Source organism: Streptomyces sp. TLI_185, assembly GCF_003814765.1.
Lineage (GTDB): Bacteria > Actinomycetota > Actinomycetes > Streptomycetales > Streptomycetaceae > Streptomyces.
This window is the reverse complement of record NZ_RKRB01000001.1, coordinates 10355566-10379841: the sequence shown is the minus strand read 5'-3', so window position 1 is coordinate 10379841 and position 24276 is coordinate 10355566. Positions and strand designations below refer to the sequence as shown.

Genomic DNA, 24276 nt, shown 5'->3' with positions numbered 1-24276 from the left:
GATCCCCTCCGGTCTCCCCATACCAGAACAACGAGTCCGACAGCCGGGAGCCACGACTTGTTTCCCGGCAAGCCCTTACCACGGCTAACACAATGAGGTGAGTGTGCGCTGATGGCCGTGTCTGGGGCGGGAGTTGAGCGTTCGGTCCGGTGTGGGGATGTCGCCGTGGATCGTGTCGGATGAGCTGTGGGATCGCCTTGAACCGCTGCTGCCGAAGCGTGAGCGTAGGTTCCGGTATCCGGGCCGCAAGCCGCTGCCGGACCGCGAGGTGCTCTGCGGGATCCTGTACGTGCTGCACACCGGCATCCAGTGGGAGTACCTGCCGCAAGACCTCGGCTTCGGCTCGGGTATGACGTGCTGGCGTCGTCTGCGGGACTGGAACGAGGCCGGCGTCTGGCAGCGGCTGCACAAGGTCCTGCTCGCCGAACTCAACGCGGCCTCGCGGCTGGACTGGTCCCGCTGCGTGGTCGACTCCTCCCACGTCAGGGCGCTAAAAGGGGGAGCCAGACGGGACCGTCGCCGGTCGACCGGGGACGAGCCGGCTCCAAACATCACTTGATCACCGATGGGCACGGCACCGCGCTGGCGGTCCTGCTGACTGGTGGCAACCGCAACGACGTCACCCAACTGCTGCCGCTGCTCGACGCGATCCCACCGGTCCGCGGCCGGGTTGGCCGTCCCCGCCGCAAGCCTGACTCGCTGTTCGCCGACCGCGGCTACGACCACGACATCTACCGCGACCAGGTCCGCGCTCGCGGCATCGTGCCCGCGATCGCACGCCGAGGCACCCGGGACGGCACCGGACTGGGCACCTACCGCTGGGTCGTGGAGCGGAGTTTTGCGTGGCTGCACGGCTTCCGCCGCCTGCGGATCCGGTGGGAACGCAGGGCCGACATCCACGAAGCGTTCCTGAAACTCGCCTGCTGCCTCATCACCCACCGACAGCTCAGCGCATTGCGCTGACATTGGAATGCAAGGTCGTCACCCCTCGGATGTCCGTGGCTCATGCCATGATCCGGCCTCATGAGTGACCGTTCGCTTTCGTCCGCCTGGCTGGCCACGTGGACCGACAGAATCTCGGGGACCCTCACGGCAATGACGGGCGAGTTCGAGCGTCGGCATGGCTTTCCCCCGGGCGCCAACGCGGTCCGGCCGGCCAACCGCGACGATCAAGCCGCGGCTCGCACGCTCGCCCAAGTGAGCCTCATCCCAGCTGACTTGGTCACCTTCTACGACAGCATCGGCGACGTCACTTGGGCAGACGTCGGCAACGGCTACTTCCTTGACCCGGCACGTGACGTCCTGCTGCGGATCCAGGAGTACGGCGTTGTCGCTGTCGACGTGAACCAGACAGCCGGTGGCCTGGTCATCGGCTCGAATGGCGGCGGCCAGTCCTATGTCGCGGGCCCTGATGGGACGGTCTACCGGACGCGGACGGCGTCGCTGGACGAACCGGAACTCGACAAGGTGGCCGATGACCTGCGGCAGTTCCTGGAACTGCTGGAGCGATCCCTGGCACGGTTCGTTGCCGACGGAGAGCCGGGCCACCTGTAGACGCCGTCCTCGGCACCCATTCTGTTAGCCGCTGTTACACCGTGTCCTACATGGTCAGTTTGCCGAGGCGTTTGTAGCAGCAGAGGGCCGAGGAAGGCCAGGTAGTTGCGGGGGTGGCGCTCGTAGCGGGGTGACAGGCAGCGGTAGCCGGTCAGCCAGGAAGTTGGGTCGGCCGCGTGGCGAGGCGCCTGTCGAAGGACTACGAGTACCTGCGCGTGTGTTCGGAGAACGCCATCTACCTCACTATGGCCATGCTCCTCGTGCGACGCCTTGCGAGATCAGCCCACTGACAGGCTTTTCAGACGCCCTCTACTGACCTTTTCGGATGGGTGTGGATCCTCTGAAGTGACGGTCGGGATCAAGCAGTGAGGTTGTGTTCTCCTGGTCGGGGGTGAGGTAGAGACGTTGATGCTCACCAGCTGCGTGGAAGACCCAGTAGTCCTCGAAATCGCCGTTTGTGATCAGTGCGCGGAGTTGGAGGACGGCTTCGGCGCCGTCAAGGCCCCAGCGGGCACCGGTAGTGTCGAGACGGTCGGCGATCAGGTGGCGGCAGGCGCCCTCGACGGCGCCGGTGGCGATCGGCCAGCCCGCTTTGAGGGCGGTGTCGTAGTGGAGTTCGTCGAGGTGGCCGGTGAGGTAGCGGTGGCAGGTGGTGACGGCGTCGCGGCGGGCGGCGGGCGGCTGTTCGGCTGCGGCCTGGGCGGTCACATCTGTGGCGGCGCGCTCCGTGTGTCCGGCGAGGATCGCGGTGAGTTTGTCCGCGGCCCAGGTTTCGGCCTCGCGGCTGCCGGGCGGGTCGAAGGCGTGCGCGGCCGTCCAGCAGTACTCGGCGACGTGCACGAAGTCGAGCAGCACGTTCAGGCGGATGCCGCGGTGGGCGGCTTCGGTGTGGATCAGGTCGAGTTGGTGGCGAGCGCCGTCGACGAGCACGATCCACTCCCGCAGATGGTGTGGGTCGTGGGCCTCGGCCTGGGCGAAGGTGTCGGCGACGACCTGTTCCGGGGAACGGATCACTGAGGCGGTGCACGCGGTCGGCGCGGGGCCGGTGCGGTGTCGAAGACGCAGGCCACGGTCGCCATGCGTTTGCGGGGAGCGGCCGCGGCGAGTTCCCGTTACGTCGCGAGCACGTCGTCCGCCCGGTCGGCGCTCCAGGCGGCCAGTCCGCCGGTGATGACGGGGCCGACTTCGTGCAGTCGGAAGGTGAAGCGGGTGACGACGCCGAAGTTGCCGCCACCGCCCCGGATCGCCCAGAACAACTCCGGGTTCTCCGCCCGGCTGGCGATCCGTGTCCTTCCGTCCGCCGTGACGATCTCGGCTTCCTCCAGGTTGTCGGCCGCCCAGCCGAACCGGCGTGTCAGGTAACCGAATCCGCCGCCGAGGGTCAGCCCGGCGACTCCCGTCTCGGACACGAACCCGAGTACCGTCGCGAGGCCGTACGGCTGGGTCGCCCGGTCGATGTCCTGCAGCAGGCACCCCGGGCCGACGTGCGCGAGACGGGCGGCCGGGTCCACGGTGACCTCGCGCATGCGGGACATGTCGAGGGTCAGCCCACGGTCGGCGAGTGCCGTTCCGGCGATGTTGTTGCCCCCGCCCTTGATACTCAGCAGCAGGCCGTGGTCCGAGGCCGGCTGGACGACCAGCGACGGCTTCGCCGCGACCATGGCGTTCCAGACCAGGACGGCCTCGTCCCAGCCTTCGTCCCCGGCGGTGAGCAATGGCCCTTCGAGCCTGCTGCTCAGCTGCTTGATTTGGGCAGAGGTCAGGCCGTGTTCCCGCCGCCGAGCCCGGCGACCTCGAACATTCTCGTGCTCATGCCGACTGCTCCTCCATCGATGGTCCCATCGCGGTGCGCAGCGCGTCGAGGAAGAGCTCCGGCTGCTCTGCGGCGGGGTCGTCCCGGCAGTCCTCGATCACGTGCAGCGGCCAGCCGTAGCGGACGCTGGCCGCCTGCGCTGTCCGCAGCCGTACCTGGAGGTCGTGCCGGCCGTGGATCAGGTCGGTGGGGACGGTGATGCGCGTGAGATCGCCAGCCGGGATGGCAGGCATGGCGACCCGCGGGATGAGGCGGCGGAGCGCCGCCTGCACGCTGGGAGTGCGGGCGCGGTCCAGGGCGTAGTCCAGCAGCGGCTGCCACTGCTCTCCCGTCTGTTCGCCCACCTGGTCCATGTCGAGGAAGCACCGGTTGAACAGGCGGTCTCGGCTCTTCGGAGTCGGACGGGCAACGAAGCCCATCATGGGTACCGCGAAGCTCGGCGCCGGCCGGAACAAGCCCAGCCCCAGTGTGTCGACCAGGATCAGGTGGGCGAGGCGGTCGCTGTGGTGCACCGCGTACCGAGCGGCGATCGCGCCGCCCAGCAGGTGGCCGACCAGTACGGGCGGCCTGGCCTGGCAGGTCTGGTCGATCAGCTCGTCGAGCCATGCCAGGACCCTCTGGGTGTCGAGTCGTCCGTCGCGTACCAGCGACGCTCCATGGCCGGGCAGATCAGGGACGATCACCCTGTGGGTCTTGACCAGGTCGGGGATCACCCTGATCCAGACGGCGGCGAACTCACCGTGGCCGTGCAGCAGCACGACGGGCGGGCCGTCACCGCCTTCCAGGACGGCGGTGGACACCGTCGCCAACTGAAGCTGCCGCTCCGTCAGCGGCATCGCCGCAAGCAGCAGGTCGCGCGCCTGCTGACCGGAGGACTGCTCCGGGCGTGTTGCCCCGTCCTGAGTGCTCATCACGGCCTCCTTCTCAGGGCCTGCCAGGCCCATGAGATCCAAGGGCCTACGAGGAAAGAGTCCGCGTCCGGCGGCGGCATCCGCATCGGTCGCATCAACCAACTCGGCCGGCGCGCGCCGTGTGGGTATTTCTGTGCAGGCGGCCAGGCGCTATACGAGGTCGTGCTCGTAGGCGTACGCGGTGGCGGCGGCCCGCGAGGAGACGCCCAGCTTGGTGAACATGTTGCTCACATGCCGGGCCACCGTCTTGTCGCTGATGACAAGCCGGTCCGCGATCTCCCGGTTCGACGCGCCGGTCGCGACCAGGCGGAGCACCTCGACCTCGCGAGGGGTCAGACCTCCGGGACTCGGATACGAGGCCCGGCCCATGAGCTGCCGCACCTGCTCAAGCGCCGGTACCGCGCCCAGCTGCTCGAAGACCCGGCGGGCTGCTTCCAGCTCCATCTCGGCCGTGTCGTGGTCACCGATCCGGCGGCGCGCCCGCGCCATCTGCAGCCGCACCCGTGCCGTCTCGTAAAGGGCATCGATCTCGTGCCAGGCAACCCACGCACGGCGCAGGGCGACGCACGCGGCCTCCGGTTCACCGGCGGCAAGGAGCACGGATCCGTGCGCGTACGCGACCACCGCCCGCAGGTACGGCGAGTCGAAACCGGCGGCGATCTTATCGAGCTCGTCGACTGCGAGCTGAGCGTCCTCGACGGCTCCGGCGGCGAGCTCGATCTCCACATAGCCGGCCAGCACCCTGGGCCGATCCTCCACCCCCTCGCTCTCCCCGACCGTCCGGCGGATCGCGGCGGCAGCGTCATCGAGGCGGCCCTGCGCCAACCGGAGCAGCGCCAGGCCCGGCTGCGCCGAGTGCCCCCAGCCGATGGCCTCGCGGTAGCAGCTCTCGGCCCGGGAGAACTCGCCGCGCAGCCGGAACAGCTCGGCACGCTGGTACAGCGCCATGCCCATCACCGGGTCACCGGGCGGGTCGGACAGGTGCTCGCACGCCTGCCGCACCTCGTCCATGGCATCGGCCCACTCGCCGCGCAGCTGCATGATCTCCGAACGGTGCACCAGGCACTGGCCCCGGTACGGCTTGAGGTCCTGCTGCGTGGCGCACCAACGGCTCAGCGCCGCCGTCCACTCCTGCACACGGCCAAGGTCAAAGATCCCGCGGCAGGCGAGGATCACGGCGCAGTAGACGATTCCGGCGGTGACCGGCGACACCTCTCCCGTGGTCACCGCCACCATCGCCTCGTCCAGCATCGCCACGCCCTGCGCCGCCCGACCCTGCGCGACGAGCGCCTGGCCCTGCCCCAGCCTCCCGAGCGCCCGCAGGTCGGCGTCGTCGAACCGGTCGGCGATCTCGGTGATCTCCGCAAACGAGCGGCGCGCCGCCTGGGGATCGCCACCGCCCAAAGCCCCCAGCGCCATGGGGATACGCAGGTACCCCTGCTCCACGCAGTCCAGCGCCGCATCCTCAAGGATGTGCTGCGCACGTGCCAGCCATCCGCCGCCGCGGGCGTGCTCGCCGTGGAGGACGAGCGTGAGCCCGATCCAGAACGCACACCGTACGGCCGACGCCACGTCCCCTCGCGCCAGGAACGCGTGATGGGCCCGCTCCCAGGTCCCGGTCGCCCCGTCGACGGCTCCGATCAGGTACGCCGCCCGCGCCATCCGGTCGAGATCATCAGCCTCCAGCTGGCCCCGCTGGTCGGCGGCCGACAGATGCTCATACGCATCCCGCCACGCAAGCCGCTCGTACGCCTCGCGCCCGTGCATGCGTGCATCGACGATGGCCATGAGTGCTCCCGCCAGCGACGAGTCCCTGTAGGCAGCGTAAGCGGTTATTGCGGGCTGCGCCCGAGACCGCCGCTGAGCCGCGTTCATGTCACGGCCAAGGTGGCGGGCGGTACTTGGACCTATCCGAGTGCGGTGGCGGTGCTGCAGAGCACGGACGGCCAGTCTGCGGTGCGCTGGAACAACTCGGTGCTCTACCCGGGCCTGCGCGATGACCAGTCGCTGACGGCGGGCAAGCTCCCCGCTGACGCGAGCACGGCCGAGGTCGTCGCGAGCGACGGGAAGACGGACCTGACCACGTTCCCCTCGCTGCGGGACATCGCGGCGACGATCCTCCAGAACGCCAAACCCAGTGGTGGCAGCACCGGCACGGGCGTAGCCGTGCTGAACGCCAATGGCGACGGTGTCAAGGCGCTGCAGGTCTTCGCCAAGGGCCGGACTGCAAAGATCAAGACGACCATCGACGCGCACCTCCAGGCCGTGGCCGAGAGCGCGGTGAAGGACTCTCCCCTGCAAGACAAGCCGTCCGGGACGGTGGCGCTGGACTGGCGCAGTGGCCACATCCTCGCGATCGCCCACACGGGCGCGGACGGCGACATCGCCATCAACGGCATCAAGTCGCCGGGCTCCACCATGAAGATCATCACCTCGGCGGCCCTGTTCGACAAGGCCAGCCTCACGCCGAGCAGTCCGGCCCCGTGCACCAACTCGCTGACGGCCAACAGCCAGACGTTCCACAACGACCCGGGCGTGACGGCCAACCCGGCCGCAACCATCGCGCAGGCGTTCACCGTGTCGTGCAACACCTCCTTCATCAAGGACGGCTTCCACTACCTCGTGAACAACGGCGACGCCTCCGCCCTGCACGACGAGGCCGTGAACGTCTTCGGCATGGGCAGCTGGTCCGTCGGCGGCGGCGTCGCCACCACCGACCCGAGCATCCCTGCCGACCTCCAGGGCGGCGACCAGGCAGCCCAGTTCATCGGGCAGGGCACGGTCACGGCCACACCGCTGTTCATGGCGTCCGTGGCGGCGACCGTACGCAATGTCGGCTTCGCGCAGCCGATCATTCTGCCCGGAGAGCACCAGGAGACCGCGCCGCAGCAGATCTCCGGCCGTACGGCCTGCTACCTGCAGTCGATGATGCGTGGCGTGGCCACCAGCGGCACGGCAGCACCGCGCCTCGGCGGCCTGGCCAGCGTGGGCGCCAAGACGGGTACGGCGGAGGAAGCCGACCACACCAACGGATGGCTGACCGCGTACAACTCCCGCATCGCCGTCGCGGCCCTGGTCGAAGGCGGCAGCTCCGGCGTGGACTCCGCCGGATACGTCGTCCGACACCTGCTGACCGAGAGCTGATCCGCAGTGAGCGAGGGCAGTCGTGAGCAAGGCGCCGCGTGTTCCCATGCTCTGCCAGGTGATCACCTTGCGTCGCTGCCGGTTCCGGCACGAGGGGCACTTGCCGGTGATCGGACAGGATGGGCGGGCCCTGGGACGTGACGGCCCTGGATGCTCGGTTTGCCATCGAACCCGGCAGCCCGCTTCGGCATGGTTGGGCGGCCCGACGGAAATCCCCGGGCCACCCAACCTTCGTTCAAGGGCACCCCCTTGCGCGCGCCGTCCCTGTCAGAGGAAGAGCTGTGCGCACTGGCACTCGCAACGATGCCCCCGGCGCGGACGTGACTGGCACGGGCAGGGAGAATCCACACACCACGACAGCAACGACGACGGGGGAGAGCCCGTGACCAGACCGGCCCCGCGCTGCAGCACGGTCCTGTATGCGATATCCGCGACCTGCGCCGCCATAGGCGCCCTGCTGTGGGTGCGCGGCCAGACCAGCGCGCCCCCCAGGTACTACGGGGCCTTCCTGGCGGCCGACAGCTACACCCCGTCGGCCTGGCGGGTGTGGTCGCCGGCAGTGCCCGAAGAACGTCTTGGCCTGTACCTCATCGCGGCCGGGCTAGTGCTGGCTGCGGCGGCGCGCCTGTTCTCCGTCCGGCGCGGCTGAGCAGCGCCAGGACCAGCTGCTGCACGCCGTCCACTGATCTGCCGCGCCGTCCTGGCTGCGGGACGCCGCCGGGGCCGACCTCTTGATCTGCGCCCGCGACGGCGACACCAGCCGCCTCGGATCGCACAGCCTCGGCCATGCCACCCTCCCCAGTCTCGGCTTCGCGTGCTGACGGGGGTGTGTTGTCCGGTGGTCCGGGGGACCATGGAACTCCAAGCGCCTGCAGACGCAGACAGGCCGCGCTCCAGGCCGGCGGATGGCCCCGCCGGTCGGCAGAAGGAGTGCCGCGATGAGCGAAGCCGAATGGCCGCCAGCGGACCTCGACCGGGCAGACAGCAACCGCCCGGAGGGCGAGCCGTCGCAGCCGAGCGGGCTGATGGATCTTCTCGCTGTCGCGGCGGTGCTGCTGGACGCCGAGGGCCGGATCGTCCTGTGGAGCCCGCAGGCCGAGGAACTGTACGGCTACACCGCCGAGGAAGCACTCGGGCAATACGCCGCCCGGCTGCTCGTCCACGAAGACCACTTCGACTGGGTGATCAAGAAGTTCGCCGAGGTCATGGAGACCGGCCAGAGCTGGGGCGGCACGTTCCCCATCCGGTGCAAGGACGGCAGCACACGGCCGGTGGAGCTGCGCAACATGCGGCTGCTCGACGATCACGGCGCCTTCTACGCCCTCGGGCTCGGCACCGACTCCCCCACACTGCGCGCACTGGAGCGGAACGTTGCCCTGTCCACCCGGCTGATCGCCCAGTCCCCCATCGGGATCGCGATCCTCGACACCGGCCTGCGCTACCTGGCCGTCAACCCCGCCCTGGAGCGCATGCACGGCATTCCCGCCACAGAGCACATCGGCCGCCACTACCGCGAAATCATGAAGCAAACGAAGTTCGAAGTGCCCGAGGCCGCGATGCGGCAGGTCCTTGAGACCGGGATCCCCCTGGTCGACCAGTCCACCATCGTCGGCCGCACCCCGGCCGACCCGGAACACAAGCACGCCTGGTCGATCTCGCTCTACCGGCTGGAAAACACCCAGGGCCGCGTCCTCGGGGTGGCCGACCTGGTCGTGGACGTCACCGACCGGTACTGGTCGGCCACGGAAGCCACCGAGACACGGCGGCGCCTGGCCCTGATCGCCGACGGCTCGGCCCGCATCGGCACCACCCTGGACGTCGAACAAACGGCCCGCGAGCTGGCCGACGTCACCGTGCCCGAACTCGCCGACATGGTCGCCGTCGACGTACTCGACTCCGTCATCGACGAGCACCGCCCCACCACCACACACGGCCCCGCGCACTTCCGCGCCCTGGCGGTCAAGGCCGCCTACCCCACCGACGCCCTCCGGGCCGCCGACGCACCCGGCCAGATCGCCGCGTACGACGCCGGCCGCCTGGCCACCCGATGCGTACGCACCGGCCGGCCCATCCTCATCCGCCACGCCGACGGAAACGACCTCACGCGCATCACCCGCGACGAGGACGCCGCCACCCTGCTGGCCCGCGCAGGAGTGCACTCCTACATGGCCGTCCCGCTCGCCGCACGCGGCACCGTCCTCGGCTTCCTCGGCCTGACCCGGGCCCGCGATCCTCGGCCGTTCGACGAGGACGACCTGGCCATCGCCACCGAGCTGGCCTCCCGCACCGCGGTGTGCATCGACAACGCCCGCACCCACCAGAGCGTGCGCAACGCCGCCGAGACCCTGCAGCGCAGCCTGCTCCCCGAGCACCCGCCCCACCTGCCCGGCCTACAGGTCGCCTCCCGGTACCTGCCCGCACAGGCCGCCTACGAGATCGGCGGCGACTGGTACGACGTCCTCCCCCTCGGCGGGGACAAGACCGCGCTGGTCGTGGGCGACGTGATGGGCAGCGGTATCGACGCGGCCGCGACCATGGGCCGTCTGCGCACCGCCACCGCGGCCTTCGCCAGCCTCGACCTCGGCCCCGCCCGGGTCCTCGAACAGCTCGACGCGATCACCTCCGGCCTGGACCCGTACATCGCCACCTGCCTCTACGCCGCCTACGACCCGCACGACGCCACGTGCCACATCGCCAACGCCGGCCACCTGCCCCCCGTCCTCGTCCCCAGCGGCACCCGGCCACGACTGCTCGATCTGCCCACCGGCACCCCCCTCGGCGTGGGCGGCATCCCCTTCGAAACCACCGCCCTCAGCCTCGCCCCCGGCGACCAACTGGTCCTGTACACCGACGGGCTGGTCGAAACCCGCCACCAGCCCATCGACGAACGCCTCGACACCCTCCTGAACCTGCTCGACACCCCCGACCGCCCCCTGGAAGAAACCTGCGACCGGCTCCTGCACGACCTCCGGCACCCGGACGACCGCGACGACGTCGCCCTGCTCATCGCCCGCGCACACCCCTTCACAGTGGGCCGAGGAGCCGCCTGACCAACCCAGGCACCGCCGGCCACCGTCAACCTGCCCTGGGCCGTACCCCTCAGCGAGCCAGCGCCGCTCACGCCATGCCGAGCCGTCCCGTGTGACACATCGGCACCACGATGCGCTGGAGAAGGTGACCCGATCATGAGGGTCGAGGAGTCCGCCCTCTGTGGAGGGGGCTGCGGGCTCCGACGTGCAGGGGCAGGCCGGTTCCCCCCGTGACTGGCCTGCCCCTGCTCGCGAAAGGGAGGCCGCCGACGTGCCACCCGCGGTGTCGAGGGCACCCGAACCGGTCCAGGCCGGCTGGCACCCCACCGCCGGGCCGGGGCGAGCGGCTGCCCGGCGTGCGGGCTTTCCCCACCGCCGGGCACCTCGCCGCCTATGCGGGGCTCGCCCCGGTGACTCGAAGATCCGGGTCCTCCATCCGGGGCGAGAGCCCGTCCCGCCGGGGCAACAAGCACCTGAAACGGGCGCGCAAGAAGGACGAGGGCAAACGGCACAAGCAGGCCCTGATGTGTCTCGCCCGCCGCCGAGTCGACGTCCTGTTCGCCATGCTCCGCGACGGCACGTTCTTCGAACCTCAAGCCGTCCCCCAAGCCGCCTGAAACATCACCAATCAACCGCCCCGCCCCTTGACGAAAGAGATAGGGGCACCCCCCGCCTGACGTCAGCGCCGCACTGACGGCGGCACGGCGCGGAGGCCCCGCCGACGCGCAACACGAGCGAGCGCGCCCTGATCCCCGGCCGCGTCCGCGCCGCCCATCCCGCCCTCCCACTCCTCAACTCAGCCAGGAACATGGGCAAAAGCGGCCGCAACGGGGATGTCAGCAGCCCAACCACGCCAAAACCCCGTACTGACCTGCACAGATACGAGAGGGCATGTGCAGCGCCCGCAACACCTACCGCAAGGCTCAGCGCAACACTTGTCGCAACACCCAGCGCAACCTGACGAGCTCGCCAGGTCGGGTAACTGGCGAGGCGGTCGTCCTGCTCGACTGGTCAGTCCGACCGCCCCGCCGCCCTGTCACCGCTGAGGGATCTCACCGTCCATGAAGTCGCGAAGGTGGTCCTGGCAGTTTGGGCGCCCCTCCAGCGGCGACAGTCCGGCGGCCTCGCTGGCATGCCACATCACGTCAACCATGATCCCTGCCGCCTCATACCACTCCTCATCCCCGTTGAACGGGATGGCGGCCGCGCGGGCCATCGCGCGGGCGGCCCTCCTGGCGGCCACGGCGGTCAGCGTGCCGGGGCCGGTGAGGCCAGCGGCGGTGTCGTACGTGAAGGGGGCCCGCCCCTTGGAACGGATGACGTCAGAGCACCACGTCGCGTCGTCGGCGAAGACATCGAGGGCGGCACGGGCGAGCGTACGGCCGTCGGGCAGCGTCCCGGCCTTCGACAGGGCAAGGAAGGCCGCGTGGTACGCCTCTGCGTCGGAGTCCCACGAGTGCCTGTCGAACCCGACCCGGTTCAGGGCTGCGTCAGCGGCGTCTGAGCAGGCGTCATACGTCCGCTGGACCCGCTTGTTGTCGGTGTAGTAGAAGAGCCCCTCAATCTCCCCTCCCGCCTCGAACCAGGTGCTCGCCTCTGTGGTCACGGCGTCCACGGCCAGGAGGTGGTCGGCGGCCTCGATCAGGCCCGCCGCCCGCAGTTCGCGGGCAAGGCGGACCCACCTGCCCTCGAAGGGCTCGCACATCTTGAGGCACCGGGCGTACGGCAGGCCGGTCACGGCCTGGATCTGGCGGGCAAGCTGCGCGGCGCGGGACTGCTTCTTCGGCATCGTCGTCTCGGATTCCGGCGGACCTTGCCCACGCCGTACCCGCCCCGGTTGCTCGATGCGCTCGATGATCTACGGGGACGCCGGCCTGTTGAGACCTTGACCCGGGATCGTCTGCTGCGTGGGAGCCGACGGCGGGGGGCCGTACGCGCCTAGCCGTCCGGCAGCATAGCTGGTCGCTGTTGCGGGGTAAACCCGGTCCTGGCCAGCCGTGTTCGGGGCCGGCCGCAGTGCGACCGGTCCCGTGGTCGGGGGGCGACCACGGGACCGTCAACGTCCGGTCAGCGTGCGACGTTGCTTGACCACGACCTTCCATGCCGTAGCGGTCTTCGTTGTTGCCACCGGGGGCAACTCCCTTCATCGGCTGGCTACAACTCACACCACTCACCCAGAGGGCCGGCCGCCCACGTCTGCGTGAAGACGTGCACCAGGTCCCACGCCCGATCAACATCCCGGACGAAATCGCCCGTGAACGCGGCGAGATCGTCCATGATCGGGACCTCGATCTCGGCACCCGTGGGCGCCGTGCCGTCTCCTACGAGCAGAGACATCCGCTCGGTGTCACTCGTCAGGTGAACGATCGCGTGATCATCTCGGAAGGCCAGGGTCAGCACCGGGAACTCCCTGTTCGGCGACCGAACCTCGACGTATCCCTGGCCACAGGAACGCAGGTCGTCGAAGCGATCCGACAGATCCTTCACCTCCGTGCGTCGCTCAACCGGATCGAACAGTCCCGATTCCGGCGACGTCGCCGCCCACACCACGCTCATCCAGTCTCGCTTCCCCACACAGGCCATCGCCCACGATCCAGGGCCACGCTCCCACGCTCCACCACGACACACCCCCTTCGTCGGTGCCGTGCGCTTGCCGCCCGGCCGCTGCGCACGCTGCGGGCGGGTGCTGCTCATCCGCGTCGGCGGCCGGGCTGTGCCCGGGCGTCGATGGTGTGCTCGGTCAGGTGGGCGAGGAGTGCGCGTTTGGCCTCCCAGCCGTCTGCAACGTTGGAGGCGGCTCCAGGGTGTGCGGGGTCGTTGGAGGGGTGGGCGTCAAGGAGTCAGCACCCTCCCTATGTGCTGCCCTCACCGGCAGCGTAGGAAGAGACACTCACCGCCAAAGGCGGATCGCTGCTGCCGTACCCCGTATGTATGTACTCCGTCCGCACGAGGGGCCTTGGACTGCCCATCCCGAACTGGCCGCATCCGCGCAACCTCGACCGGCGCCCGTCGGACCAACTCGTCCGGCCCGGTTGGAGATGCGGCAGCTCGCGCCACACCGAGCCGCCTCGCTCACCGGCGTGCTGTTTTAGAGAATCCTGCGCCCGGCCAAGGACTCCGCGAGAAGATTCACTGGGTCGGCGTGCAGAACACAGTGGGTCACCGGTCCACGCAGTTTCCCGGACCGGCCGAACAAAGCACGCCGGTGAGGGTTGGACGGTGTTGAACGCTGCGGGAGTGGGATGAGTCGGGGGAACATGGCAAAGTGGTTTGAGCGTATGGCAGCGATTCCTGGTGTGCGGTTCACCGGCAGCCCCGGTGTCGTCCGGGAGGCGCTCGCAGAGGCGCATGTCCGTCCGCAGATGTCCTACGTCTCACTGATGTGGCCGACCGCTGAGGGCAGCACGTCGGCAACGCCGGCCAGCCGCCATGTGCCGGTGGAGGCGAGCGGAGCGGACCTGGTCACCCGAGTCTGGGAAGCGCTGGAGCTTCCCGGTGAAGCGATGGACTACCACTTCGTCCTCCAAGGTGCGGTGGACCGCTTGTGGAACGGCAGACGCTCCTACCCTGACGGGCTTGAGCTGCTTGAGGTGTTCGCGCTACTAGACTTGGACTTGATGGAGGCCGCCCCTCAGGCGGTCTCCTTTGACACCGGCCCCTTCCCGGCTTCGTTCGTGCACGTGACGTCCGTTCCCCGACTGGTGATGCTGCTGGAGCGTGAAGGCGCCTTCACCGACGCCCTCGAAGTGGCAAGACGACTGGCTCCTTTTGAGCAGGGTGAGGATGCAGTAGCCCGCCTCTCGGAGAAGATTGGCGCGCTGGCGGCCGAGGCGACGTTTGGCGGGGCGGCATGAGTGCTGGGCTGGAGCAACTGATCCCCTCGGCGTCCTACCTGGAAGAGGCCTTCCTGCGCTGGGTACTCACTCCAGCCACGCGGCAAGGAATCGTGGCGCATGTGCACAGCCAGCATCCCGTGACGGTCAACGAGCGCACCTACCGGCTGGACTATCTGATCGCAGGCCAGTCGCTGCGCCTGGCCGTCGAACTGGACGGCTTCACCTTCCACAGTGACCGTACTGCCTTCACCTACGACCGGCTGCGGCAAAACGACCTGGCGGCCACGGGGCTGACGGTGCTGCGGTTTTCCTATGACGCGGTGCGCCTGGACACCGCGCGCTGCGTCGCTCAGCTGCAGGCGATGTTGCGCCAGGATGCCGTGCTCTCGGCTCTGGTCATCGCCGCGCCGCGTGTCGAGATCCCGGACATGGTCGGCGATCCTCTGCGGGCTGCCGACCCTCCTCGGGTAACGCGGTCACCAGCCGATGAGGCCTACTTCGCCGGCGTGCGTGCTCAGGTCGCCCGGGAGCCGTTGCGGGCCTGCCAGGACGAGGCCCTGGCCGCGCTGGCCAACTACTACGCCTCCGGCGGTCGGCATGCGGCCACGGTGATGGCGGTCGGGGCTGGCAAGACCGCGCTGGGGGTGGCGGCCGCACTGTCGTTCACCAGGCGGCGAGCGCTGGTGGTGACTCCGGGCTCGGTCATCCGCGGCACCTTCGCCAAGGCACTCGACCCCGGAGTGCCGGGCAACGTCCTGTACGGGCTGGCGGGCGGTCCCCTGCTGCCGGGTAACCAGCCGCCGGCCACACTGGTCCTGGACGCGGACGACGAGCAGATCAGCCGGGTGAGCCGACAGCGGATGCTCGCTGCGGACGTTATCGTCACGAACTTTCACGCGCTGGGTACCGGCGACAAGGACGGGGACCTGCTGGCCAAACTGGAGCCGGAGGATGTCGACTTCATCGTCGTCGACGAGGCCCACATCGCGGCCAGCGCCTCCTACCAGCGGCTGTTCGCTCACTTCCACGGTGCGCGCACGCTGTTGATGTCGGCGTGCTTCCGGCGCCTGGACGGCAAGCCGATCGACGCCGACGTGGTCTACCGCTACCGGCTGGTGGACTCCGTCGCGGACGGCTCAGCGAAGAACCTGCGCGTGCACCGGTTCGCCCCCGATGCGGCTACGGCGGTCTACGAGGCGGTGTGGCCCGACGGGCGGCGCGAGCAGATCGTGGGCCGCGACGCGCTGTTGGCCACGTTGGGAGACGAGCGGAAGATGGCCCGCGTCACCGCGCAGTCCGACGCCTCGATCCGGCAGGTGATGACCGTGACGCGGGCCTGTCTGGACGCGCAGGCCAAGCTGCTGGCCCCCGTCAAGCCCCGGGCACTGCTTGCGGCGATGGGTGAGGCTCATGCCCGCCAGGTCGCCCGGATCGCCGAAGAGCACGGCATCCCGTGTGCCACGTTGCACCACACCATGTCGGCGTCGGCGATCAAAGCCACCCGGCGGCGCTTCGAGTCGGACGCGGGTGATCTGCAGGGCATCGTGCAGTTGCGGATGCTCGGCCAGGGCTACGACTTCCCGCCCATCACCGTGGTCGTGCCCGTGCGTCCCTACGGCAGCTTCGGCGAGTTCTACCAGTTCATCGGGCGCGGGGTGCGGGTGCTGCGGAATCCCGGTCTGGCAGCCGATCAGCAGTACCTGGATGTGGTCTGCCATGCCGAATTCGGTCTCGAGGAACATCTGGAGGCCATGTGCGAGGACAACGACATGGATCCCGCGTTGCTGCTCGACGTCCCCATGATCGATGCCGACACGCTGGAGGCTGGCGTCGTGGGTGGTGACGGTGCTGAAGAGGAGGCATCCGACAGTGCGTTCCTGGGCGGGGTCGATGCGTTCGTGCTGTACGAGCAGGGGCGTGTGGAGCAGCGGGTCGTGCACGACCTGGACCGGGTGGAGGCCCGTAGGGCGGAGCGGGAGATGCAGCTGATGGCCCAGCGCTACGCCGTCTACGCGCAGAACACCGCGTCTCCGATGCCGTTTGAGCAGTTCGTCGAGTACATGCGGAGGCTCACCGGTGGCCGGTGATCTGTCGCGCTGGTGGCAGCCTGCTCTCGACGCGTCTCCCGAGGACTGGCTTGCCCTGGAGGCGGCTGCCGGTCGGCAGCAGAGGTTCGCTCAGCTCGACGCCCTCGCGGCCCGGCTGCTGGCCGCGGCGCTGGCTGGCCGGCGCGTGGCCTCGGTGATCAGGGGTACAGGGCCCGAGGCAGCGGACAGCGTCAAGGTATTGAGACTCACCGCCCGGCAGAAGTCGTGGTGTGCTGAGGCGTTCGGCGTTCAGGAGCAGCAGCGGCGCGGTGCCTGGTATCTGCCGCAGAATATGTCGCTGAAAGCCGGGGCGGTGAATCTGCCGCACCTGGTGCGCCAACGGCCCGATCATGCCCTGACGCTGGCTGCGGACGACTCGGCCGGCATCATCCTGGTGGACGGCTCGGCCGACGCGGTGTTGCTGTGGTCGGTGCTGGTCCCGTTGTTCGAGATCCTGATCGAGCCGATCCGGGTGCGGGCGGCGGGCCCGGCCAAGACCATCGACGACCAGCGGCAGCTGTGGTCCGGCATCGAGGAACGCTACCGCCTGCTCGGCCTTGCCGACGAGGCGCTGGAGGACTTCCGCTTCGGTGGCGGCTGGCACAGGTTGGACCGGCCCGGGCAGCAACGCGCCCGTCTGCGTCTCCTAGCCTCTCTTGCCGCCGTCGATCCGCTGCAGCTGGTCACCCGCCACCGCAGCCTACAGCTGCAGGCGCTGATGGCCGCCTTCGCGAAGAAGGCCGTTAAGACCGGCACCGCCCTGGCGCGCCGGGTGCTGACGCGCGCCCTGCAGCCGGTCGTTTCCGGCTACTTCGCCGGCGACTGGCTGGCCGTACTGGACTACCTTCAGGCGCCGCCGCACCCGGACGAGGAGATCATCACCGCGCTGCCCGAGCCGCGCCTGTATGTGGGGATGTCCGCCCAGGCGGCTGGCATGGCGGCCGAGGCGGGCATCCCGGAGGACGAGATTCATGCGATGCTCGCGGCTTTCCTCGGCGGCCCGTCCTCCCTCTCCGCCGTCGAGGAACGCGTGGCGGCCCTGCGCGAATGGTGGACGGCCTTCGACCAGGCGCACGCCGCCCAACGACCCGGCATGCGGTCGCTGTGGGGACTCGTGGATGAAGGCATCATGGGCTTCGGGCCGGACGATCACGGCTTCACCCAGCAGCTGTACCGGCAGGTACTGCCCGCCTCCGTCAACGAGCAGGTGGACCGGCTGTGGCAGTCGGTGACTTTGCAGCGGCACGCCAGGAGCATCGTCAGCAACCCACAACCCCACCAGCTGATGACTGAAACCCTCGGCCCGGCCCTGGAGTTCTGGCACGGCGTCGCGCTCACCGCCTGGTTCGTGTGCGAAGGCCCCTACTCCCGCGCCCCTCTGTCCGGTGTGGCCGACTACTACAGCCGTCCCCTCGCCGCGCTGCGAGATGCCGGCTGCCCCGTCTCGCCAGACTTTTTCAAGGAACTGCGCACCGCTGAACGGCATTTGGGCCCGGAGGAGACGATCGTCAAGCGGCGCAGCGAGCTCCCCGTGGACACGGACATCGGTTCCTTCAGCCTGACCATGAGCTACAGCAGCGGCAGCCGCCGCGAAGGCTTCGAGCGGGTCCGCGACATCGTCACCCGCCATCGCCGTGCCTGGGCCGATCAGTACCTCGACACCTACCTGCAGCAGCGCTGGCGCACCGCGCTGGAAGACGTCGCCCGCGCCCATCACCGGCACGTGGCCTCCAAGGGGCGGCCACCCACCCTGATCCAGTTCGCCCAGTTCGCCACCACCGCGGCCAACCAGTGGACCGGCGGCGACCTCGGCGCCCTCTACACCGCGATCGGCGAGCCCGCACCCACCCAGCAGCAGCGCCCGACCCGACTCCTGCCGGAGGGCGACGGCCATGACTTCGCCCGCCACGTCTACACCGCCCTCGGCGGCATCACCGTCGACGACGAACTGCACGCGGACCAGCCCAAAGAAGCCCGACGGCAATGGCAACTCAGCCGCCTGGCCGTCGAAAGCCTGCGCTACGTACAGCTCCACGAAGCCCTCGGACAGCCTCCCACGTTCAAACAGTTCGGCTCCGCACGGCTGGCCCTGGCCTGGCCCGGAGGAGAAGCCGAAGGCTGGCCCATCTTCCAGCACACTCTCGCCTCTCTAACCAACATCAGTCCGCCCGCAAGTGAACCCGCCGCAAGGGCAGCCGAGGCCGACCCGCCGGAAAGCACCAAGCACGTGCTGGCCAAGGGGGCCAACGCCCCTGTCCGAACCGAATCTGTAGCGGTGCGCCTCATCACCACTGGCGTGCCAGTCGACGTCTCTGCCGTCCTCCTCGCCAGCAACGGCAAGGTACGCAGCGACCACGACCTCGTCTTCTACAATCACCCGCACCACGACGGAGTCCGCACCAGCGGGGACACGGTCATCGCAGATCTGCCCCACATCCCTGCTGACATCCACAGCCTGGCCGTCATCGCCAGCATCGACCTCGAAGCACAGCCCACGGCCTTCTTCGACCAGCACTCCACCTGGCGTGCGGAGGTCACCCAACCCTCGGGCACCCACTTGCACTTCGAGCCGGCACCCTTCACGTCGGGGGAAACCGTCTCCATCGCCGTGGAAATCTATCGACGGGCGGCAGGATGGAGGGTGCGTGCTGTCGGCCAGGGCTACGACACCGGCCTGGCGGGCATGGCCACGGACTACGGCATCAACGTCGAGGACTGACGGAGTCGGCAGGGGCCTGCCGCCCGGCCGGGGATCGCGGCCAGGGACGGCGTTTGGGGCGGCGGGCTTCGCGGAACGACTCGAGCTCCGTGAAGCGGCCCACGCGGAGGTCGACCGAGAAGAACTGGTCCGGAGAAGCTGGCCACCGCCTGCAGGCTTCCCCGCCCACAGCGGCCAATGTGTCCGCCGTCCGGAGCAGTCATTGCCATCACAGCGGCGGCGGTACGGACGGTCTCTGGATCGCCTGAGTATGCACGGTGAGCGCCACCGGCTGCTGTTCGAGATGGGTGCAGTTCCTTTCGAGTGACGGCCGCGATCAAGTGGTGAGGTCGTAGTTCCGCTGGTGAGTGCGTCAGGCGGCATGCCGGAAAATCATCCGTCGGGGAACCGCGCCACGTACGGATACTGGGCCGGTGAGCAATGTCATGGCTGAGTACGAAGCGGTTACTGAGCAGTTGATGCGAAGGGTCTACCTCGGCCTGCGTGAGGACAATCTCGACCCTCAGGATGTCGTCGCCCTCGCCTGCGAACTGCTCGACTGGTTCCACTGCACCGACGCCGTCCTGGAGGTTGTCGAGCGGAATCCGGCCGAGGTGCCGCGGGCGGAGATGACCGCCCTGGCCCGGCGCGTCCTGGACGACGTGGGCTTCGATCCTGGCTTCGCCCTCGTCCCCGAGCGTTTGGCGACGTTGCGCGCCGCGCTGCGAATCGTGGCCCGCGATCTGCCCACGCGTGGGATCGAGGGCGAACCGGAGATCGAGATCCTGGAGGACTGGTTCCCGGTGGGAGCCGGTGTCCGCCTTGCCGATGGCGAACGGCTCAACTGGGGCGGCCCCGTCCTGCCGAACATGTGCGACGACCCGGCCATGGCACTGACCAGCCTGGCGATCATGATCCAGGAGAGCCTGCTCGAATGGACCTGGCAGGTCTGGCCGGTGTGCCCCCGGCATCACCTCGGCGTCCACGGCTCGGAGCGGGACGGTGCGGCCGTGTGGTGGTGTGCGGGCGATGGCGGACACATACTGGCGCCGGTCGGTGAGCTCGCGCGCGCTCTCGGCCGCCGTCGCCCCGAATAGGACCGGCGGTGGGGTGCAGTTCGTTTCGGACGACCGCCTAGATCAGGCGGTGGGGACGTAGTTCCGCTGGTCGGGTGCGGGGTAGAGGCGTTCGTGTTCGCGGGCGGCGTGGTAGCGCCAGTAGAGGTCGAGGTCTCCGTTGGACAGGACGGCACGCAGTCGCAGTACGGCTTCCGATCCGTGGAGGCCCCAGCGGGCGCCGGTGATGTCGAGGCGGTCGGCGATCAGGTGGCGGCAGGCGCCCTCGACCGCGCCGGTGGCGATCGGCCAGCCGGCTGCGAGGGCAGCGTCGTAGTGGAGTTGGTCGCGGTGGCCGGTCAAGTAGCGGCCGCAGGCGTCGACAGCCTCGCGCCGGGCCGGCGGCAAGTGTTCCCGCTCAGCCTGGCTGGTCATTTCGGCGGCGGTATGGGCAGCCTGACCTGCGAGGATCGCGGTAAGACGGTCGGCGGCCCATGCTTCGGCTGCGGTGGTGCCGGGTTTGTGGCAGGCGTGGGCGGCGGCCCAGACGTACTCGGCGACGTGCACGAAGTCCAGCAGGATGTGGACCGTGACGCCGCGTCGGCCGGTCTCGGCCCCGATCAGGTCGAGCTGGTGGCGGGCGCCGTCGACCAGCACGACCCACGGCCGCAGATGCTTCGGATCACGGGCCTCAGCCTGGCCGAAGGCGTCGGAGATCACCTGCTCGGGCGGGCGGACCAGCGAGGCGGTGCACCACTTGTTCTCGGCCCGCGGTCCCGGACGGGCGGGGCGTTCGCCGCTCCGGCCGCCGGGCGGGTGGATGACGTCGTGCGGACGTCTGAGGGCGGGACGTGTGTCGAAGACGCAGGCCACCGTCGCCATCCGCTTCCGGTTCGGCTTTTCGCCCGGCGCAAGCCGGCCGCGATGACCGGCCGCCGCTTTCGCGGCAGCCAGGCGGGTGGCCTCCCGCAGGGCCTCAGGCCGCATGACCACGCCCTTGCCGTCCGCCTGGATCACCAGCGGCATCGTGCGGCTGCACGGGATCGGGATCCGGGTCCGGTAGAAGCCGTCGACATCGACCGCGGCGGCGACCACGAGCTCTTCCGGGGCGTTGACCCGCCGGACGGTCGCCTCGTCGTCCCACTGGTTCTTGACTGCCTCGGCCAGCTGCCCGGCGATCGCGCCGAGTTCTACGGCCGTAGCGTCGGCACGGTCGGCGCGGAACGCCGCCCAGGCGATGTACGCCGACGCAAGGCTCAGCAACACCGATGCAGCGGTCGCGGCAGTACCGAGATGAAAACGCTGGGCCAATGCCAGCGCTCCGGCCGCCCCCAGTACGACCAACACAAGGTATCGCACGCCTGTTCGCTGCAACTCTCGACATAGTCCCCCGCGCCTCACGGCTGGTTATCGTGTCGCATCCGGCCACGGTTGTGCATGGGATGGGCGCAGTTCAGCGCAAGTCCAGAAGCCATCTCTCAACTTCCTTCGACAGGTGACAGCTTGTGACGCAGATTGGTCACTTGCGCGACGATCGGGGTGGCGACTGTGGACGGCGCAAGTGAACGACAGCCAGGGCTTCAGCGGTTCGCGCCCGCGCGGGAACCGGTGGAACCGCGGTGATGGCTGGGCGAGCGCGCCGCAGGGAGACTATTGATCTTTAACTCGGCTGGTCGGGTAGGGGATGGAGTGGAACTCCCTGACTTCATCCTTGCCGGCCCTTTCGGATGCCCTCAATACTGCACAGCTGGTGGCTTAAGTCCGTACCGGCGGGCCACCTGTGCCGCCTGATCAAGGACGGACAGCCCATCATTCCGGGTCGCCGAGTGCGTTGCCCGCTTCAGGTCGCCGACACCGCGGTGGGCCAGGCCCAGCTTCCGGTGGGCGACCGACCAGTCCTCCATAGGAGCCCGGATACTTCCTCCCCCGCGTGGGCAGCAACGTGGTACTCGATCGGCGTCACTGTAAAGAGGGGGACTCGGGTGGCGGACGATGACGACCCGCCGACGGGGTGGGACGAGGGTGAGTGCCGGATGTGGGAGGCCTACCGGCGCGGCGAGTGGTGCGAGGGTGTGCCGGAGGTACGGGGAGAGGCCGTGCGCCAGCTGTTGCTGATCACTCCGCCCCCGCGCTCGGGCCACCTCGCCCGGCTCCGGCTGCGGGGCGTGCGGATACGCGGGGAGCTGGACCTGTCCGAGGGCGTCGTACACGGGGCCGTACGCCTGCGGCGGTGCCGGCTCGACGGGGCGCCGCGCCTGGACGGCGCACAGTTGGAGGCGCTCGAACTCGACGAGTGCCGGCTGCCCGGGCTGCAGGCGCACAGCGTGCGGGTCGCCCAGGAGTTCAAGGTCACCCGCTGCACGGCGAACGGGACACTGGACCTGCGCTCGCTGACCGTCGGCACCCATCTCTCCCTCGACGGCACCAAGGTCCGCCCCGGCCCCGGGGAAGCCGCCGTCGACGCCCGGTCCGTCGCCGTGGACGAGTCCCTGTCGGCGGCCGGTCTGGAATGCGCAGGCACCTTCTACCTGACCAATGCCCGCGTGCAGGACCTGCTCATACTCCGGGGAGCGACGATCAGCACCCGCAGGGGAAATCTTCAGATGTCCGAACTCACCGTCGGCGGCGGCCTGTACATGGGTCGCGGCTTCTCCTGCGCTGGAACGGTCAACCTCTGCGGGGCCTCGATCGGGGCGTCGCTGGAGCTCCTCGACGCGACCCTCACGGGCCCGGGCTTGGACGCGGGCAACTACGCCCTTCATCTGGGCTGCGCCCAGATCGGAGGCGATATCCAGGCCGAGCGGGGCCTCGTCGTCAACGGACCGATCACCCTCGCAGACACCTCGATACGCGGCAGCGTCGTCCTCAAGGGTGCCCGCCTGAACCACCCTGCGGGTACGGCGCTCACGGCGGCCCGCGCACACATAGGCGGCGACCTCGACTGCCGCAACGGCCTGTCCGTGCACGGCACCGTCGACCTGTGCGACGCTCGAATCGGCGGCTCGCTCCTGCTGGACGGGGCCGAACTGACGGCACCCGGGAGCGACTCGAGCGCCCTGAGCGCCAATGGGATCGACGTGGGCGGGGTGGCACACTTCGGTCGCGGCCTTACCGCTCACGGCAGGATCGGCATCAGTAATGCCACCGTCCGCAGTTACGTGTCCTTTCACGGAGCGATCCTGGACGCGGCCGGAGCAGAGGAGGCCCTCGCCTGCCGGGGCACGACGGCGGCTCAACTGTCCCTGCAGTTCGCGCAGTCGCCCAGGGGACACGTTGCCCTCAGCCGAACCAAAGTGACGCTGATCCGGGACAGCCCTGCCCACTGGCCGACATCCCTCAGAGTAGACGGCACCGTGTACGACATGCTGCGTCCCACCCTGCCCGCCGCGGAACGCCTCCCCTGGTTGATGCGGGACCCGGAGGGTTTCAAGCCCCAGCCCTACGAGCAACTGGCCGCTGTCTACCAACGCCACGGCCGGGACGCCGACGCCCGGACCGTCCTGGTCGTCAAGCAGCGCAGCCTGCGGCCAACCCTCGCCCTCCCCGCCCGGCTGTGGAGCCTGCTGCAGGACGCAGCGGTCGGCTACGGATACCGCCCGCTGCGGGCCGTATGGCTGTTGGTGTGCCTGCTGGCCACCGGCTCAGCACTTTTCGGGACGTGGCACCCCGAACCCGTAGGCGGCCAACCCTATCCGCGCTTCCAGCCCGTCATCTACACCCTCGATCTCCTACTGCCACTCGTCGACCTCGGCCAGGAGCGGGCATACGAGCCGTCCGGGGCCATGCAGTGGGTGGGGATCATCCTCATCGGCACCGGATGGTTGCTGGCCACCACCGTCGCGGCCGGCGCAGGACGAGTCCTGCGGAGAACCTGAATCGATGGTCACCGCACTTCCATGCGATGAATCCACCCCGGCCCTCCCCCAAGAGCCAGCGCTACGCCTGGCTGCGCGACCCGTTGAACCGCACACATCTCTCCGTGCTCGAGGAGAACTGACCAGGCAGCCTCAAGGAACAGTCCGGATACCGCGTACCGAGTGACGCCCCGGGGCGGCGGGCACGCGTTCTGTTGCTGGAGTGCGCGTTCCCACCGTGGGAGCGTCGCGGGGGCTCTGTGCTCTCCGCGTCATCGCCCCGACCGGGACATCG

At 69.3% G+C, this 24276-nt stretch carries 14 protein-coding genes and 5 pseudogenes; 11 read left to right on the top strand and 8 right to left on the bottom strand.

The annotated features are described in order from the left end of the window. Nucleotides 1-157: 157 nt before the first annotated feature. Together EDD92_RS47790 and EDD92_RS47785 are read left to right on the top strand one after the other, a co-directional pair. A pseudogene (locus EDD92_RS47790) lies at nt 158-963 on the top strand (IS5 family transposase). A gap of 132 nt (nt 964-1095) precedes the next feature. Beyond that, nucleotides 1096-1554 (top strand): SMI1/KNR4 family protein, encoded by a 459-nt coding sequence (locus EDD92_RS47785; protein ID WP_123970883.1) that lies wholly within the window; start codon nt 1096-1098, stop codon nt 1552-1554. Between the two features lie 46 nt (nt 1555-1600). On the opposite strand, the pseudogene EDD92_RS47780 reads toward EDD92_RS47785, so the two are convergent. The 5 genes and pseudogenes from EDD92_RS47780 to EDD92_RS52260 form a co-directional block, all read right to left on the bottom strand. After that, nucleotides 1601-1715: pseudogene (locus EDD92_RS47780) on the bottom strand (IS5/IS1182 family transposase); the annotation flags it as partial. A gap of 148 nt (nt 1716-1863) precedes the next feature. Beyond that, nucleotides 1864-2642: pseudogene (locus EDD92_RS47775) on the bottom strand (ISKra4 family transposase); the annotation flags it as partial. A gap of 24 nt (nt 2643-2666) precedes the next feature. Continuing rightward, nucleotides 2667-3269 (bottom strand): FAD-binding oxidoreductase, encoded by a 603-nt coding sequence (locus tag EDD92_RS47770; RefSeq protein ID WP_221268224.1) that lies wholly within the window; start codon nt 3267-3269, stop codon nt 2667-2669. A gap of 94 nt (nt 3270-3363) precedes the next feature. Continuing rightward, nucleotides 3364-4278: an alpha/beta fold hydrolase gene (locus EDD92_RS47765; protein WP_123970088.1), complete on the bottom strand. Its 915-nt coding sequence runs from the start codon at nt 4276-4278 to the stop codon at nt 3364-3366. Nucleotides 4279-4428: 150 nt separating this feature from the next. Then, nucleotides 4429-6066 carry a LuxR family transcriptional regulator gene (locus tag EDD92_RS52260; RefSeq protein ID WP_123970087.1) on the bottom strand — a complete coding sequence of 546 codons (1638 nt, stop codon included), beginning with the start codon at nt 6064-6066 and terminating at the stop codon, nt 4429-4431. Nucleotides 6067-6198: 132 nt separating this feature from the next. Here EDD92_RS52260 and EDD92_RS47755 point away from each other — a divergent pair, with 132 nt between their 5' ends. From EDD92_RS47755 to EDD92_RS47740, 4 genes and pseudogenes are all read left to right on the top strand, one after another. Then, on the top strand, nt 6199-7422 hold the full coding sequence (locus EDD92_RS47755) for a penicillin-binding transpeptidase domain-containing protein (RefSeq protein ID WP_260327248.1): 1224 nt from the start codon (nt 6199-6201) through the stop codon (nt 7420-7422). A 382-nt stretch (nt 7423-7804) separates the two neighbouring features. Continuing rightward, the gene (locus tag EDD92_RS47750) at nt 7805-8071 is read left to right on the top strand and encodes a hypothetical protein (protein ID WP_123970086.1); all 267 of its coding nucleotides are present in this window, start codon (nt 7805-7807) and stop codon (nt 8069-8071) included. 289 nt (nt 8072-8360) lie between these two features. Further along, entirely contained in the window at nt 8361-10472 is a 2112-nt protein-coding gene (locus EDD92_RS47745; protein ID WP_123970085.1) for a SpoIIE family protein phosphatase, read from the top strand. A 290-nt stretch (nt 10473-10762) separates the two neighbouring features. Then, a pseudogene (locus EDD92_RS47740) lies at nt 10763-11068 on the top strand (transposase); the annotation flags it as partial. Between the two features lie 419 nt (nt 11069-11487). Here EDD92_RS47740 and EDD92_RS50340 read toward each other — a convergent pair. Continuing rightward, the gene (locus EDD92_RS50340; RefSeq protein ID WP_185124367.1) at nt 11488-12240 is read right to left on the bottom strand and encodes a hypothetical protein; all 753 of its coding nucleotides are present in this window, start codon (nt 12238-12240) and stop codon (nt 11488-11490) included. 365 nt (nt 12241-12605) lie between these two features. Continuing rightward, nucleotides 12606-13007: a hypothetical protein gene (locus EDD92_RS47730; RefSeq protein ID WP_260327247.1), complete on the bottom strand. Its 402-nt coding sequence runs from the start codon at nt 13005-13007 to the stop codon at nt 12606-12608. A 722-nt stretch (nt 13008-13729) separates the two neighbouring features. Here EDD92_RS47730 and EDD92_RS47720 point away from each other — a divergent pair. From EDD92_RS47720 to EDD92_RS47700, 4 genes are all read left to right on the top strand, one after another. Then, nucleotides 13730-14305 (top strand): hypothetical protein, encoded by a 576-nt coding sequence (locus tag EDD92_RS47720; RefSeq protein WP_260327246.1) that lies wholly within the window; start codon nt 13730-13732, stop codon nt 14303-14305. Continuing rightward, the gene (locus tag EDD92_RS47715; protein WP_123970082.1) at nt 14302-16374 is read left to right on the top strand and encodes a DEAD/DEAH box helicase family protein; all 2073 of its coding nucleotides are present in this window, start codon (nt 14302-14304) and stop codon (nt 16372-16374) included. The genes EDD92_RS47720 and EDD92_RS47715 overlap by 4 nt, the downstream gene beginning before the upstream one ends. Then, on the top strand, nt 16364-19093 hold the full coding sequence (locus tag EDD92_RS47710; RefSeq protein WP_123970081.1) for a TerD family protein: 2730 nt from the start codon (nt 16364-16366) through the stop codon (nt 19091-19093). The genes EDD92_RS47715 and EDD92_RS47710 overlap by 11 nt, the downstream gene beginning before the upstream one ends. A 425-nt stretch (nt 19094-19518) precedes the next feature. After that, nucleotides 19519-20169, top strand: coding sequence for a hypothetical protein (locus EDD92_RS47700; RefSeq protein WP_123970080.1), 651 nt, complete (start codon nt 19519-19521; stop codon nt 20167-20169). 42 nt (nt 20170-20211) lie between these two features. Here the strand turns inward: EDD92_RS47700 and EDD92_RS47695 are convergent. Then, nucleotides 20212-21516, bottom strand: a pseudogene (locus EDD92_RS47695) (ISKra4 family transposase); the annotation flags it as partial. Nucleotides 21517-22109: 593 nt separating this feature from the next. Between EDD92_RS47695 and EDD92_RS47685 the strand changes: the two are divergent. Next, a complete protein-coding gene (locus EDD92_RS47685; RefSeq protein WP_185124366.1) occupies nt 22110-24002 on the top strand; it encodes a hypothetical protein in 1893 nt (630 codons plus the stop codon). Nucleotides 24003-24276: the final 274 nt, after the last annotated feature.